This is a genomic window from Acidiphilium sp. C61, assembly GCF_905116885.1.
Taxonomy (GTDB): Bacteria; Pseudomonadota; Alphaproteobacteria; order Acetobacterales; family Acetobacteraceae; genus Acidiphilium.
Map to the genome: position 1 here is coordinate 171,669 of NZ_CAJHNI010000003.1, position 13,207 is coordinate 184,875.

General features: G+C 63.0%; 13 protein-coding genes and 1 pseudogene. 5 read left to right on the plus strand and 9 right to left on the minus strand.

All coding sequences use genetic code 11. The features are described 5' to 3' along the window. Nucleotides 1–103 precede the first annotated feature (103 nt). On the plus strand, nucleotides 104–1,633 hold the full coding sequence (istA, locus tag HUW10_RS01145) for an IS21 family transposase (protein ID WP_011930483.1): 1,530 nt from the start codon (nucleotides 104–106) through the stop codon (nucleotides 1,631–1,633). Next, on the plus strand, nucleotides 1,630–2,685 hold the full coding sequence (gene istB / locus HUW10_RS01150) for an IS21-like element helper ATPase IstB (RefSeq protein WP_304503467.1): 1,056 nt from the start codon (nucleotides 1,630–1,632) through the stop codon (nucleotides 2,683–2,685). The genes istA and istB (HUW10_RS01150) overlap by 4 nt, the downstream gene beginning before the upstream one ends. Nucleotides 2,686–2,707: 22 nt before the next feature. On the opposite strand, the gene HUW10_RS01155 is transcribed toward istB (HUW10_RS01150), so the two are convergent. Then, entirely contained in the window at nucleotides 2,708–3,724 is a 1,017-nt protein-coding gene (locus HUW10_RS01155) for an IS110 family transposase (protein WP_174501859.1), read from the minus strand. A 191-nt stretch (nucleotides 3,725–3,915) separates the two neighbouring features. Here HUW10_RS01155 and HUW10_RS01160 point away from each other — a divergent pair. The 3 genes and pseudogenes from HUW10_RS01160 to HUW10_RS01170 form a co-directional block, all read left to right on the plus strand. Next, nucleotides 3,916–4,793 (plus strand): annotated as a pseudogene (locus tag HUW10_RS01160) (Mu transposase domain-containing protein); the annotation flags it as partial. Then, complete coding sequence (gene istB, locus HUW10_RS01165) at nucleotides 4,783–5,565, plus strand: IS21-like element helper ATPase IstB (protein WP_174501860.1); 783 nt, start codon at nucleotides 4,783–4,785, stop codon at nucleotides 5,563–5,565. The pseudogene HUW10_RS01160 and the gene istB (HUW10_RS01165), both read left to right, overlap by 11 nt. Nucleotides 5,566–5,982: 417 nt before the next feature. Next, nucleotides 5,983–6,147 carry a transposase domain-containing protein gene (locus HUW10_RS01170; protein WP_231295204.1) on the plus strand — a complete coding sequence of 55 codons (165 nt, stop codon included), beginning with the start codon at nucleotides 5,983–5,985 and terminating at the stop codon, nucleotides 6,145–6,147. Here the strand turns inward: HUW10_RS01170 and HUW10_RS01175 are convergent. The 8 genes from HUW10_RS01175 to HUW10_RS01210 all read right to left on the minus strand — a co-directional run bounded on the left by HUW10_RS01175 (nucleotide 6,120) and on the right by HUW10_RS01210 (nucleotide 13,095). Then, nucleotides 6,120–6,368 carry a transposase gene (locus HUW10_RS01175; RefSeq protein ID WP_174501861.1) on the minus strand — a complete coding sequence of 83 codons (249 nt, stop codon included), beginning with the start codon at nucleotides 6,366–6,368 and terminating at the stop codon, nucleotides 6,120–6,122. The two genes, HUW10_RS01170 and HUW10_RS01175, sit on opposite strands and share 28 nt — an antisense overlap. Then, nucleotides 6,352–6,789: a Na+/H+ antiporter NhaA gene (locus HUW10_RS01180; RefSeq protein WP_011930534.1), complete on the minus strand. Its 438-nt coding sequence runs from the start codon at nucleotides 6,787–6,789 to the stop codon at nucleotides 6,352–6,354. Before HUW10_RS01180 ends, HUW10_RS01175 begins: the two co-directional genes overlap by 17 nt. Before the next feature lie 123 nt (nucleotides 6,790–6,912). Further along, entirely contained in the window at nucleotides 6,913–8,592 is a 1,680-nt protein-coding gene (locus HUW10_RS01185; protein ID WP_236656132.1) for an IS1634 family transposase, read from the minus strand. 125 nt (nucleotides 8,593–8,717) lie between these two features. Next, a complete protein-coding gene (locus tag HUW10_RS01190; protein ID WP_236656147.1) occupies nucleotides 8,718–10,250 on the minus strand; it encodes a transposase in 1,533 nt (510 codons plus the stop codon). Between the two features lie 95 nt (nucleotides 10,251–10,345). Further along, nucleotides 10,346–11,338, minus strand: coding sequence for a Na+/H+ antiporter NhaA (locus HUW10_RS01195; RefSeq protein ID WP_236656149.1), 993 nt, complete (start codon nucleotides 11,336–11,338; stop codon nucleotides 10,346–10,348). 190 nt (nucleotides 11,339–11,528) lie between these two features. Continuing rightward, a complete protein-coding gene (locus HUW10_RS01200; protein ID WP_043508774.1) occupies nucleotides 11,529–11,708 on the minus strand; it encodes a hypothetical protein in 180 nt (59 codons plus the stop codon). A gap of 265 nt (nucleotides 11,709–11,973) precedes the next feature. Beyond that, entirely contained in the window at nucleotides 11,974–12,234 is a 261-nt protein-coding gene (locus HUW10_RS01205) for a hypothetical protein (RefSeq protein ID WP_155856278.1), read from the minus strand. A gap of 699 nt (nucleotides 12,235–12,933) precedes the next feature. Beyond that, nucleotides 12,934–13,095, minus strand: a complete 162-nt coding sequence (locus HUW10_RS01210; RefSeq protein ID WP_081432803.1) for an entericidin A/B family lipoprotein — start codon at nucleotides 13,093–13,095, stop codon at nucleotides 12,934–12,936. Nucleotides 13,096–13,207 lie beyond the last annotated feature (112 nt).

Consider the following 13,207-nt stretch of genomic DNA (forward strand, 5'->3'; position numbering starts at 1 on the left):
GGGAGGCACCGGCGAAGGGCGTAGCCCGGAGCCGGTGCCTCCCCAGCCGGGCGGCGTCCTTGCCAGGGCGCCGCCGTGGTCGCGGCCGGCCGGGTCGCGGAGGATGCCTCCTCGCAACGGGGAGACCTTCGTGCCCGGCCGCCACATCAACGACCACCAGAAGAGGCTTTTCATGAGATATCGACAGACAGACGGCGTTGCCCTGGCGGCCGCCAGGGCCGGCTTCAGCACGGCCGCGGGCTACCGGCTGGAGCAGAAGCGGCACCTGCCATCATCGGCGAAGCCGCCACGCGGCCGGCGCCGCCCGGATCCGCTGGCGGCGATCTTCGACGCTGAGGTGGTGCCGCTGCTGGAAGCCGCGCCCGGCCTCAGGGCCGTGGCGATCTTCGAGGAGATGTGCCGGCGGCATCCCGATCTCGCCCCGGGTGTCCGGCGGACGCTCGAGCGGCGTATCCGCACCTGGCGCGCGCTGCACGGGCCGGAGCAGGAGGTCATCTTTCGCCAGACCCATGAGCCGGGCGCGATGGGCCTGTCCGACTTCACCGACATGAACGAGCTCGGCATCATCGTCGCCGGCGCCCCGCTCGACCACCGGCTCTATCACTTCCGCCTGGTCTGGTCCGGCTTCGAGCACGCCCATGTCATCCTGGGCGGCGAGAGCTACGTCGCCCTCGCCGAGGGGCTGCAGAACGCCCTCTGGCTTCTGGGCGGCGCCCCGCGCGAACATCGCAGCGACAGCCTCTCCGCCGCCTTCCGCAACCTGGCCGCCGAGAACGTCGCCGACCTGACCCGCCGATATGACGCGCTCTGCGCCCATTACGGCATGACCCCGTCGCGCAACAATCGCGGTGTCGCTCATGAGAACGGCGCCATCGAAAGCCCCCACGGCCATCTCAAGCGCGTGGTCCGCGACGCCCTTCTCCTGCGTGGCAGCACAGTCTTCGTCGATCTCGAAGCCTATCGCCGCTTCATCGCCGAGATCGTCGGCCGCCAGAACCGGCGCCACGCCGAGCGCATCGACGCCGAGCGCGCCGCCCTGCAGAAACTCCCCGAGCAGCGCACCGCCGATTACGAGGAGACCGTCGTCACCATCACCTCCTCCGGCGGCTTCACCCTCAGGAAGGTCTTCTACACCGTCCCCTCCCGCCTGATCGGCCAGCGGCTCCGCGTCCGCCTCTATGACAACCGGCTCGAGCTGTTCCTCGCCGCCACCCCGCTGATGACACTCCCCCGCGGCCGGCCACAACCGGATGGCAGACACGGCCACGTCGTCGACTACCGCCACGTCATCCACAGCCTGCGCCGCAAACCGATGGCGCTGCTCAATCTCGTCTATCGCCACCAGCTCTTCCCGCGCGATGCCTATCGCCAGACCTTCGAGCACCTGCTCGAGCAGACACCGCCCAGGGACGCGTGCAGGATCATGGTCGAACTCCTCGCCATCGCCCATGAGCGTGCCTGCGAGGCTGAACTCGCCAGCGTCCTCGCCGCCGATAGCAACGCCGGCCGACAGCCCGACCTCAATGCCATCCGCCAGCGCTTCGCACCCGATCCCGCCAGCCTGCCCGCACTCACCATCCCGACCATGCCGCTCGCCAGCTATGACATCCTGCTCCAGGGAGCAGCCGCATGAGCGAGACCGCACGCACCGTCGACGCCCAGCGCCTTACCCTGCTGCTCAACGAGCTCAGGCTCCCCGCCATCAAGCAGGTCTGGCCCGACTTCGCCGCCCGCGCCGACAAGGAAGCATGGCCCGCCGCACGCCTCCTCGCCACGCTCGCCGAGCACGAGGTCGCCGAGCGCGACCGCAGGCGCATCGAGCGCCACCTCCTCGAAGCCAGGCTGCCGCCCGGAAAGACCATCGCCACTTTCGCCTTCGAGGCCGTGCCGATGATCTCCAAGGCCCAGGTCCTCGCCCTCTGCTCCGGCGACGGATGGCTCGATACCGGCGCCAATCTCCTCGCCTTCGGCCCACCCGGCGGAGGAAAGTCCCATCTCGCCGCAGCCATCGGCCTCGCCCTCGTCGAGAATGGCTGGCGCGTGCTGTTCACCCGCACCTCCGACCTCGTCCAGAAGCTCCAGATCGCACGTCGCGAACTCGCCCTCGAGGCCACCATCGCCAAGCTCGACAAATTCCACCTGCTGATCCTCGACGACCTCGCTTACGTCACCAAGGATCAGGCCGAAACCTCAGTCCTCTTCGAACTCATCAGCACACGCTACGAGCGCCGGTCCCTGATGATCACCGCCAACCAGCCCTTCGGCGAGTGGGGAAAGGTGTTCCCCGATCCCGCCATGACACTCGCCGCCGTTGACCGCCTCGTCCACCACGCCACCATCTTCGAGATGAACGTCGAAAGCTATCGCCGCAAAACCGCCATCCAACGACGAACCGGACCAGGACGCCCACCCACACGAGCGACAATCACCGAAAACGGCAGATTGTCGCGCCACGACATGTGTGGACGGCCCGCGGGGTTCAAGGTGGCGTCGCAGAGAAGCATGGCGGCGGTTCGACTGCGGTCATGTGTCCGGCTTCTTCGTGCGGTCTATGACCGCGAGCCCAGATGGGTTCCGCGAATGGCATTCCAAAACAATCAACCGGCATTGAGATGCCTTTGTCGCGCACTGGATGTGTGCCATTCGTCGGCTCGACCGATCGCCATCTTCTCCTATCGCTCTTGAACCCCAGGCACCGACGCGGGGCTCAGGCGGCGCTCGGCTGACGCCGATACGCTTCCCCCCGCGCCATCATCGCCCAGACGACCCGGGCGATCTTGTTGGCCAACGCGACCGCCGCGACCTTTTTCGGCTTGCGCGCCAGCAATCCCAACAGCCAGGCCGAACTCGACGGCCGCCCCGGTCTGGTAACCCGGATCACCGAAGTTGCCCCGACCACCAACAGCGACCGCAGCCTCTTGCTGCCGGCCTTGGTGATCTTGCCCAGTCGGTGTTTGCCGCCGGTGGAATTCTCCCGCGGCGTCAGGCCGAGCCAGGCGGCGAAGTGGCGTCCGCTCTCGAAGTTCGCCGGGTTCACCGACAGCGCCAGGGTGATCGCGGTGATCGGGCCGATGCCGGGAACCTTCACCAAGAGTTGACTGATCGGGTTGCTCTTGTGTTGCTCGAGGATTTGCTTGTCCATTGCCGCGAGCTTGGCGTCGAGATCGGCGATATGCTCGCCCATCGCCGCGAAGGCCACCTTGGCGGCCGCGGGAATCTCGGCCGCCTCGGCCAGGACCGCCAGCAGCGGCTCGACATTGGTCGTGCCTTTGGCTGCGATCACGCCGAATTCCGCCGCATGCCCACGCAGCGCGTTAATCGCCGCAGTCCGCTGCCCGACCAGCAGCTCGCGGTGCTTCACGATGACCGTCGCTGCCTGCTCATCAAGGCTCTTCACCGGCACCGTCGGCATGCTTGGCCGTGACGCCGCTTCGCCGATCGCCTCGGCATCGTTGCGGTCGTTTTTGTTACGCTTGACGAAGGGCTTCACATACTGCGGCGGGATCAGCTTCACCCGATGGCCCATCGCACCGAGCCGGCGGCCCCAGTGATGCGCGCCGGCACAGGCTTCCAACGCCACTTCGGTCGGCTCCAGCTTGGCGAAGAACGCCTCGACCTGCGACCGCCGGAGGTCCCGGCGCAGCGCCGGCCGCTCCGCCTCATCGACCCCGTGGATCGTGAAAACATGCTTGGACGTATCGATCGAAATGCGTTTGTATTCCATTGGGCGGCCCTCTCCTTGGGTTGGTAATGCGACCCTACCTTGGCACATCCGATGCCGGCGGGCCGTCCACCCCAACAATCAAGTCGCCGAAACCCGCTTGCCAGCATCAAACCAATCCGATTAACGTTCCGAGGTCGCGATCACTTTCTCATCCTGATCGTCGCGCTTCTCATCCTGATTGTCGCGCTACACGCTTTGCCGCCATGGCCAGCCATTATCTGTTCGAGACGGATTTTTGCAACCCGGCATCGGGGTGGGAGAAGGGACAGGTTGAGAAGAACGTGCAGGATGCACGGCGCCGGCTATGGCAGTCTCTGCCCAGCTTCCCTGACCTGGCTGCGCTCAACGCCTGGCTTGAGGCATGTTGCATCGAGCAATGGGGGCAAATCCAGCACGGCACTCTGCCTGGCACCATCGCCGACGTGCATGAGACCGAGCGCGCTAGCCTGATGCCGCTGGGGCGTTCCTTCGATGGCTTTGTTGAGCACACCAAACGTGTGTCACCGACCTGCCTCGTGCATTTTGAGCGCAACCGCTACAGCGTGCCGGCATCCTTTGCGAACCGGCCGGTGAGCCTGCGGGTCTATCCGGAACGGATCGTTGTCGCCGCGGAGGGGCAGATTCTGTGCGAGCATCCGCGGATTATAGAGCGCGGTCATCACCTGCCGGGCAAACGGTTTATGACTGGCGGCATTATCTCGCCGTCCTTCAGCGCAAGCCTGGGGCTTTGCGCAATGGCGCGCCCTTCGCTGAGCTGCCGGAAGCCTTCAGGCAATTGCAGACCCAGCTTCTCAAGCGCCCCGGCGGCGACCGTGAGGTGGTCGAGATCCTCGCCCTTGTGCTTCAGCATGACGAGCAGGCGGCGCTGTGCGCCGTGGAACTGGCGCTCGAGGCGGGCGTTGCCACCAAGATCCATGTCATCAACGTTCTGCACCGGCTGACGGACGGGAAGACACCGCCGGCAGCCCCCATCGACGCACCTCAGGTCCTGCGTCTGACACGCGAGCCGGTTGCCAATGTCGAGCGCTATGACGCCCTGCGCGACAGGGACCAGCGCCATGCGTCATGATCCTGCAAGCGCCGCCGTGGTGGTGATGCTGCGCGGCCTCAATATGTTCGGCATGGCCCAGGCCGTTGGCGAGCTGATCGAACAAGGCGCCCCCGCCTTCGATGCGGCTGTGCCCATTCTCTCCCAGCTGCTGAAGGCGGAGGTGGCCGAGCGCGAGGTCAGGTCCATCTCCTGCCAGATCAAAGCAGCCCGGTTCCCCGCCTACAAGGACCTGGCCGGCTTCGATTTTGCCGCCAGCGAGGTGAACGAAGCCCTGATCCGGCAACTGCACCGCGGCGACTTCATGGATGGAGCCGATAATGTTGTGCTCATCGGCGGCCCCGGAACTGGCAAAAGCCATATGGCCACTGCCTTGGGCGTCCAGGCGGTCGAACATCACCGCAAAAAGATCAGGTTATTTGCCACCGTCGATCTGGTCAATGCTCTTGAACAGGAAAAGGCAATGAACAGAGCAGGCCAGCTCGCCGAGCGCCTGCTGCGCCTCGACCTCGCTATCCTCGAGGAACTCGGCTACCTGCCGTTCAGCCCGTCAGGCGGTGCACTGCTCTTCCACCTGCTCTCCAAGCTTTACGAACGCACCAGCGTCATCATCACCACCAACCTCAGCTTCAGCGAATGGGCCGGCGTGTTCGGGGATGCCAAGATGACCACAGCCCTGCTCGACCGCCTGACCCATCATTGCCACATCATCGAGACCGGCAATGACAGCTTCCGCTTCAAGGACAGCGCCACCAAACCCAAAGCCAGAAAGGATAAATCACCAGCAGCTTGACCGTCCCTCGCAACGCGGGACATACCTTCAACCCGGATCAATTCTCGATGAAAATCCCGGGTCAGATCTCGGTGGAAATCAACAGGCCAGCGGTCAAATGCACCGCACCGGAAGGCCGGACATATGACCGCTGCCGACCAGTTTGTTCAGCACAAAAAATGTCTTGCCAACGAGGCCGTCCACATATGACGCCGGATTCTCACGTTGATCGTCGCGCGACAGTGGGGACGACTTTATTGCTGTAATGTCGTCTGAGGCTGATGTTTGTGGGCATGAGCGACGTCTGTGTTCCTGTTATTTTCAAAGTGGAGCCGGTTGAGGCGATAGGAGCCGCTCCTGCGAGCACTCGTAGGAGTGCTTCGAAGGACCGGGCATCATGAGGTCGCACCGGACACCGGCGAAGAGCACTGTGCGCTGATGGCGACGCTGATCAGGTCCGCCAGGCTCAGCGGCGTCGAACCGCTCGCCCGGCTCACCGACGTAATCCAACGCATCGTCGCCGGACGCACCAAGGCCAACGAAATCGGCAGCCTGATGCCGTGGAACTGGAAAACTCAGGCTGCTCTGCCAGCCGCCGTGTAGCGCTTGCTCGCAAAAGCAAGGCCGTCATTCAGATAGCGCTTACGCACCGGGCGCACGCGATGGCGCACCAACTGACGCAGCAAATGCACGAACAGTTCGGCGGTCAGGCCGCCCTCATAGGTGCAGTAACAGAACCCGCCCTTGGCGTTGACGGCCGACGCAGCGTTGATCGTCTGACGCTGACCCGGGCGCTCAACGACCGGTTCAGTGGAAATCGGCATCGAGCGTTCCGTCACTCCGAGGCAACGCGCACAGCAGCGTGAGACCAGCAACAGAAGAGACGACTGAGGCAGCAAGGATACCCAGCTTCGCTGCGTTGAGCGTGGCATCTTGAAATGCCTGGCCGGCGATAAACAGCGCCATGGTGAATCCGATACCGGTAAGAAGAGCCCCACCGACAAGTCCCCCCCAGGTGAGCCCCGCCGGCCGAATGGCGACACCCGTGCGCACCCCCAGCCATGCGAATGCTGTGACGCCGATCGGCTTGCCGAGGACGAAGCCCGCCATCACCGCCAGCGAGACTGGGTTGATAAGTCCCTTGATCGTGATCGGTACCCCCGCGTTTGCAAGCGCGAAAAGCGGCATAACGCCGAAGGCGACCCAGGGATGGAGCATGGCCTCGAGCCTCTCGACGGGCGACAACGTCTCGCCCCACTTGGACAGTGGGTTTTATAAAGTCTGGTGATATCAATAGTTTATTTGCCCGCGTGCGGGTGTTGCCACTACATTTTTGGGGCGTTGGGTCGGCGGTGCGTGGCCGCGGCTTCAGTCTGCGGGGTGCTCGCTGATGTTGTGGGGCAGCGCGATGCCGGCGGCCTTGAAGACATTGCCGACCTGGCCGGTGACGTGGGTCCTCGTGGTGATGACCTTGCCGCCCTTTTCGATGGTTGCCTGCTGGAGCCTGTCGAGATCGTTCAGCAACTTCTGCCATTCGGGCTGGAAGCCCCTGGCGCCGCACAGGCGGTTCAGTTCCTTGGCAAGTGTCAGGGCCAGGAAGGAACAGAAAACGTGGCCGCGGATCGCGGCGTCAGCCTGGTGAAAGATCGGCCTTGTATCGAAGCTGGCCTTGGCGGCGCGGAACAGGGCCTCGACCTCGAGCAGGTCGCGATACCGGATCACGGCCTGCAGGGGCGTGACCCTTGCGTTGGTCCTGAGCACGCTGAGGCCATCGAAGCGGGCCTCCTCGGCCAGCTTGCCCGGATCGATCTCGAAGGCGTTGCCGCGGCTGCGGAGATAACGTCGGTAGGCCGAGTTGCCGACCAGCGCCTTGTCGCCCTTCTTCAGCTGGGCCTGCAGCCCGTCGATGATGGCCTGGCGGTCCTCCCTGTCCTTTCTCGCCTCGGCCTCATTGACCGTGACGATGTAGCGCTGGGCCGCCTTGCCCTTGCCAATCCGGACCTCCTTCACCCACAGCTGGGTCTCGCCATGCTGGCGATCGAGCACGAGCGGGACCATCGCGGCCTTGTCCTTCAGCACGACGTCGCGGATCACCCGGCTGGTGCGCTCGCGCGCGCCGAGGATGTATTCCACCCCCAGCGCTTCCAGTGCCGCGATGGTATCGGCGCTGATCATGCCGCGGTCGGCGACCACGCAGGCGCGGGTGATGCCGAAGCGCTCGCGCAGGCGCGTGACCACCGGCATCAGGATCTTCACGTCGGCGGTGTTGCCCGGCACCATCTCGGTGCAGATCGGCCGCCCTTCGGCATCGATCACCAGGGCCAGGATCATCTGCGCGAGGTCGGGGCGATAATCCTTCGAATGGCCACGCCGGCCCAGCGTCTCGCCGCCCTCGCCGTAGAAGGAGAGCGAGGTCGTATCCATGAACACCAGGCTGAGATCGGTGAACAGGTCGCGCCGGCGTTCGAAGAGTTGCTCCTCGATCACGTCCTTGACGCAACGTGGCGCGAGGGCGCCCGCTTGCCTGTCGCCGAGTTCCTCGCCCAGCCAGGCCATCGCGCGATAGAAGTGGTGCAGCGCCAGATCCTCCGCGCCATCGATGGCGTAGCTCTGCATCCAGTCGACACAGGAGCGGTCGGAGCCCGAGACGAACAGCCGGTGCAGTGTGGCGACGAAGACGGCGCGCTCGACGGCAAAGCCGAACTGGCGGCCCTCGAGGAGGTTGTTGAGCACCTCGCCGATGCCGAGCCGGTCCCAGAGGCGGCCGAACAGCAGGGGGCCACCGATCCTGTGGGCGGCGATCCGGCCGGCATCGATATCGGAGAGGATGATGGAACGTTCGGCGTGCCGTGCGATGGAGGCGACGAGCCTGTCGAGTTCGCCGGATGCGGCGAGGACATCCTTGCGACCGAGGGGTTTGATGGTGCGCTGGCGGACGGATTTGCCCACGCGCACGCTTTCGACGAGGTAGAGATAGCTGTGGCCGCGGGCGACTCTCTCGACGACGAACATGCTGATGTTGTGACGGCAATGCCATGCCGAATTCAACAAAAAACTGCCATTCAGCCAAAACTGTTGTTACTACACATTTTTCGCGCCCAAATGTCACCCATTATATATCAATGACTTATATCCATTCGTTGTAACCGGGGCAGAATCCCGGGCGATTTTGTTCAAGCCTGGTGGGCGCGGGCCCTGAGCAGATCCGGGAGATAGGGGACGGCGGCCTGATCGGGGACGTGGAGGCGATCGCCGAGATAGTCCCAGAACGAGAAGCCGAGCCTGGTTGTGGTGCGCATGAGGCCGAGGAAAGCGTCGCGGCAGTCGCGGCCGAGGACGGCCTGGGTGCCGCCGCTGATCTTGCGCCTGGTCACGTGCAGGCGGATGTCGCGCTCGGAGCCGTTGGTGTGGAGCGGGATCTCCGGGCGGTCGAGCACGGTCAGCAACTCCGCCTTGTTGGCGTGCAGGCGTGCAAGCAGGCGGTCGAGAGTGGCAAAACCGGTGCGTCTTCGGAAGATGCGATCGAAGCGGACGCGCAACTCGCTTCGGCGTCGTCGCGTGGGATCGGCACGGTAGGCCTTGAGATCGGCGTAAAACCACCAGATCAGATTGCGGACATGCGCCTGCGCGGCCCGATGTCGCTCGGTGAAAGTGTCGAGCCTGTGCACCAATCGTTCGGCGTGGACCCAGCACAGCGCGTGCCTGCCGACCACGAACTGTCCGGCGTCGTCGCTGACGATGACGGTGTCATTCAGGAACCCGTGGTCCCGGACGGCACCCCAGAGCGCACCTTCGGTGGCGATCCGGACCGGGTCGGGATGGACCTTGAGCACGCTGATGCCAAGCCGCTCCAGATGCGCCTGCCAGGCCGCATGATCGGCGAACTCTTTCGCCGCGGCGTCGGCAAGAGTGCGGATCACCGGGCCAGCGAGCGCGCGCCCGCGCATGTAGGCGAGTGCCGCGTCGTTGACGACATAGTCGGTGTGCCCGGCCCGCAGCAGGTCGAGGAAGTTCAGCCGGCTCTTGCTCTCCCTCGTGCCGAACCAGGCGAAATCGTCATTGCCGACATGGGTGCAGAACCCGTTCCGCCCGGCATGCCGCGCGCCGGTGTCGTCCACCGTCACCCAAGCCGCTGTCGCAAGTCCCGCCCGCAGGACGTCGCGGCTCTCCGCAAGGAAACCCTCCTGTCCCTCGATCAGCAGCCGCAGCACCTGCCGCTTGGAGATCGCCACCCCAAAGGCCCGCAACTGCGCCGTCAGCCGCTCCACCGTCACCTGCCCCTGGTGATGCAGCATCAGCACGAAGCGTCGCAGTTCCGCGCCGAAATGCCCCACCACCCCCGACGGCAGCGGCGCAACGATCGTCCGGCCCGCCGGCGTCACCCACCGCTCCCGCCGGTAGCGGATCGCTCGCGCCCGCAGAACCAGATCCTGAACCAGAAAACTCTCATATCCCTTGAACCGCGAGCCCGCCGGTGCATCCGCCGCGATGACCCGCTCCTCGATGCCAATCCGGGGCGTGAATTTGCCCCGACCTTTGCCGCCCGGCGCCCGCGTCGGCGACGTCGCGCGCTCCATCCCGCTCGGCCGGCTCGGCGGCTTGATGTCGGGAGGGCCTTTAAGCCCCTTCAGACGCGCGACCTCCTCACGCAACGCCGCAATCTGACGCGCCTGCTCCGCGTTCTCCGCCAGAAGCTGAAGCACCATATGCTTCAGCTCACTCGCAGGCAGATCATCAAAGTCGGACGGCTCGGTCACCCAAAGTTTGAATCAGTCCCAACCGTGACCGCGCAAGCAAAAAATCATTCCCCGCCCGGACTTTTGCCCCGGTTACCATTCGTTCCCCATCCGTTCTCACCCCACTGTCCAACTCGGGTCTCGCGCACCGCGATACCGGCAACCTGCAGCGCCCGGTTATCCTCGGTATCGCCACTCCAATGATCTCCCGGGGGATAGGAGAGCACCTTTCGCAAGATTTCCCCCAGACGCTGGTCGCTCACCCAGCCAGCCGTCGGTGTCATGAGCCCGAGGATAACACCAACAATCGTCGCGTGGATGCCGGACGCATTGACGGCGAGCCAGATTATTGCCCCAGCCAGAAAGTAGACGCGGATGTTACGAACGCCGAGTAATGCCATCCCCCGAATTATCACCAGTCCGACGGCGCCGAGCGCAAGGGCAGTCCAGTCGATTGATCGACTGTAACCGACGGCGACCACGAGGATGGCGGCAAGGTCGTCGACGACCGCAAGCGATAGCAGGAAGACGCGTAGGCCCGGAGGCACACGCGAACCAAGGAGCGCCAGGCAGCCGATGACGAAAGCTGTGTCGGTCGGCATCACGACGCCCCAACCATGCTGCCCAGGTTGGCCATGCTGCAGCGCCAGATACAAGCCCATGGGCACAAGCATGCCTCCTGCCGCAGCTACGACCGAGAGAGCCACCATGCGCGGGTTCCGAAGTTCACCAAGCACCACTTCGCGCTTGATCTCGAGCGCGACGATGAAGAAGAACAGCGTCATTAGACCGTCGTTGATCAGATCCCGCAAAGAGCGCAGAAACTGGAACGCACCGATCTGAATGCCGATTGGTGTCTCCCAAAGAGATCTGAAGCCATCGGACCAGGGTGAGTTGGAAAGCGTCAATGCAACGACGGTGGCCAACAGGAGAACGGCACCACTCGTGGCTTCGATGCGCAGGAACTGCGAAAACGAGTTGGTCAGCGCGTCGATGTGTGTGGTCGGCAGTTCGCCTTGCTGCGGCTTACTGTTCTGGTCCGTAATCAAATCGGCCATCTCCCCTTATATCTCGAGAAAACCCACCCCGCCCGGGGTGTCGAGGCGGTTACCCGTCCCGGCAAGCCCAATTTTTCCCGGCATCAGGCTGAATGCGGGCAGTGCGTGTCGGAATATGCCGTAGCCAGCACTCTCGCAGGATGCGGATCCGGCGTCCGGAATCCACCCGAACGGGGTCGGACCACACCGATCAATGGGACATCGGGCCGTGAAAGCTGCCACCAAACAACAGGAATAGCACGAGGATGACGATGAGCAGGGTCAGGATTCCCCCATAGCCGCGTCCTCCATAATAACCCGACCGGTAACCGTAGTATCCTCCACCGCCAAAGAGAAAAATCAGCACCAATATAAGCAGGATGAGGCCCATGAGCGTATCCGTTCCAAACTATTTTGCAGGTCAATCTGGTCAAGTGTTGCCTACACCGTGACCGATGCCCGGCTGCACCGGATCGGTGCGAGATCAATCAGCAAATGTTGATGCAGCCAATTGATACCTAACTTCCCGACCTTACTGAGTTGTTGTCGAACGTAAGATCTGCGTGGTCGTGGTGCCTTGCACTGGCAGCACTGGTGCCGCCACGGACGAGGTAGTTCGAGGTACGCCGTTTGGATTAAGTGTATCCGTGAGCGCGCTAGCCGCCCGACGAGGTGCGCGTCGTCCAAAGAATACCCTCGGCATCAGAGCGAAAACGCACCGTAACGTTTCTATCCGAATGGGTTACTGACCAATCAATCCCCGCCTTTCCGAATTCCTTCGAGAGAAGTTGCAACCATGTCATATTACGGCTGCGATCATAATAGCCTTTGGGCATCGGATACTGCTGTGATTGCAAGGCGACTCTTTCCACTGATCCTGGCGGAAATGGCGCAATCATTTGTTCGTTGGCTAACATGAGTTCATTCCTTCAATTTGAGACCACGGCGCTCCTCCAGTCGATTTTCCTATCCTACAGGAAACGCATTGCAATCTTGCCAGTACGGGGTGGAGCGTCCGCGTTGGCTGTAGGCTTGATAGCCAATTAAGGAGCCAGCGGCCCGCCTGGCATCTCAGCAACCGTTACCCCATGATCTCCCTAGCGATCTGATACTGCAAAGTACGAATAACGGCGCACCCCTCGAAAGAGACGTCTACAGGGACACTGCCAGAGCGTGCTCGCACAAGCCAAAAGGCACCTAGCTGCGGTCAGTATTAGACCCAGCGATGAATGCCGCCGAATAGCATTATCAGAACCAAGGCGATGATGGTTAGGCCGAGTAGCCCTCAAAAGCTACGACCGCTATAATAGATGCAAAAGTAACCGTAGTAACAGTCGCCACCCTACAAGAGGACGATTGGAAGTATCAGAATGATCGATGCAATGGATCGGGATTCTTCGTAATGGGTAGCAGCTAGGCCGATGGGTCTCGCTGCGGACGTGATTGCTATACGCCGACGTTCGCTTGTCGTCGAGCAACACGGTCGCCGTTATCGAGATTTTGGCCGACGTCTTGGCGTTATATGTTATGCGGATCCTTTACACACACGCAGATCATCGTTGCCAGGGTCAGGATCTGCGTTATGGCCTTGATTTGGATTGATTTGGTGCGGGCCGTCATGGCGTGTGCTTTACCGCGCTGCTTGTGAGCGCATTGCCTCCCGAAGAGATGTCCCTACCGACACCGGCAGTCGTATGGCAGCCGTCAAGCAGGGGCGCTACGGCTATCAAGACGAGTAGCGCCAGTGCAATCCTGAAACTCTTTTGCATGGTGATCATCCTTTCCGTTTTCCGTCGTAAGATGACGAGTGGATCCCGATGTGCAATTGGACGGTTCCCCGAAACCACTGTTTGACGTAATGCCCGCCCCGAACGCACAAGTGTATCTGCG

What these genes read in the sequence shown, in the direction of transcription:
- istA (WP_011930483.1), top strand. Translation starts at nt 104, where the DNA reads ATGCCTCCTCGCAACGGGGAGACCTTCGTGCCCGGCCGCCACATCAAC.
- istB (WP_304503467.1), top strand. Translation starts at nt 1,630, where the DNA reads ATGAGCGAGACCGCACGCACCGTCGACGCCCAGCGCCTTACCCTGCTG.
- HUW10_RS01155 (WP_174501859.1), bottom strand. Translation starts at nt 3,724, where the DNA reads ATGGAATACAAACGCATTTCGATCGATACGTCCAAGCATGTTTTCACG.
- istB (WP_174501860.1), top strand. Translation starts at nt 4,783, where the DNA reads ATGCGTCATGATCCTGCAAGCGCCGCCGTGGTGGTGATGCTGCGCGGC.
- HUW10_RS01170 (WP_231295204.1), top strand. Translation starts at nt 5,983, where the DNA reads ATGGCGACGCTGATCAGGTCCGCCAGGCTCAGCGGCGTCGAACCGCTC.
- HUW10_RS01175 (WP_174501861.1), bottom strand. Translation starts at nt 6,368, where the DNA reads ATGCCGATTTCCACTGAACCGGTCGTTGAGCGCCCGGGTCAGCGTCAG.
- HUW10_RS01190 (WP_236656147.1), bottom strand. Translation starts at nt 10,250, where the DNA reads ATGGTGCTTCAGCTTCTGGCGGAGAACGCGGAGCAGGCGCGTCAGATT.
- HUW10_RS01195 (WP_236656149.1), bottom strand. Translation starts at nt 11,338, where the DNA reads ATGGCCGATTTGATTACGGACCAGAACAGTAAGCCGCAGCAAGGCGAA.
- HUW10_RS01200 (WP_043508774.1), bottom strand. Translation starts at nt 11,708, where the DNA reads ATGGGCCTCATCCTGCTTATATTGGTGCTGATTTTTCTCTTTGGCGGT.
- HUW10_RS01205 (WP_155856278.1), bottom strand. Translation starts at nt 12,234, where the DNA reads ATGTTAGCCAACGAACAAATGATTGCGCCATTTCCGCCAGGATCAGTG.
- HUW10_RS01210 (WP_081432803.1), bottom strand. Translation starts at nt 13,095, where the DNA reads ATGATCACCATGCAAAAGAGTTTCAGGATTGCACTGGCGCTACTCGTC.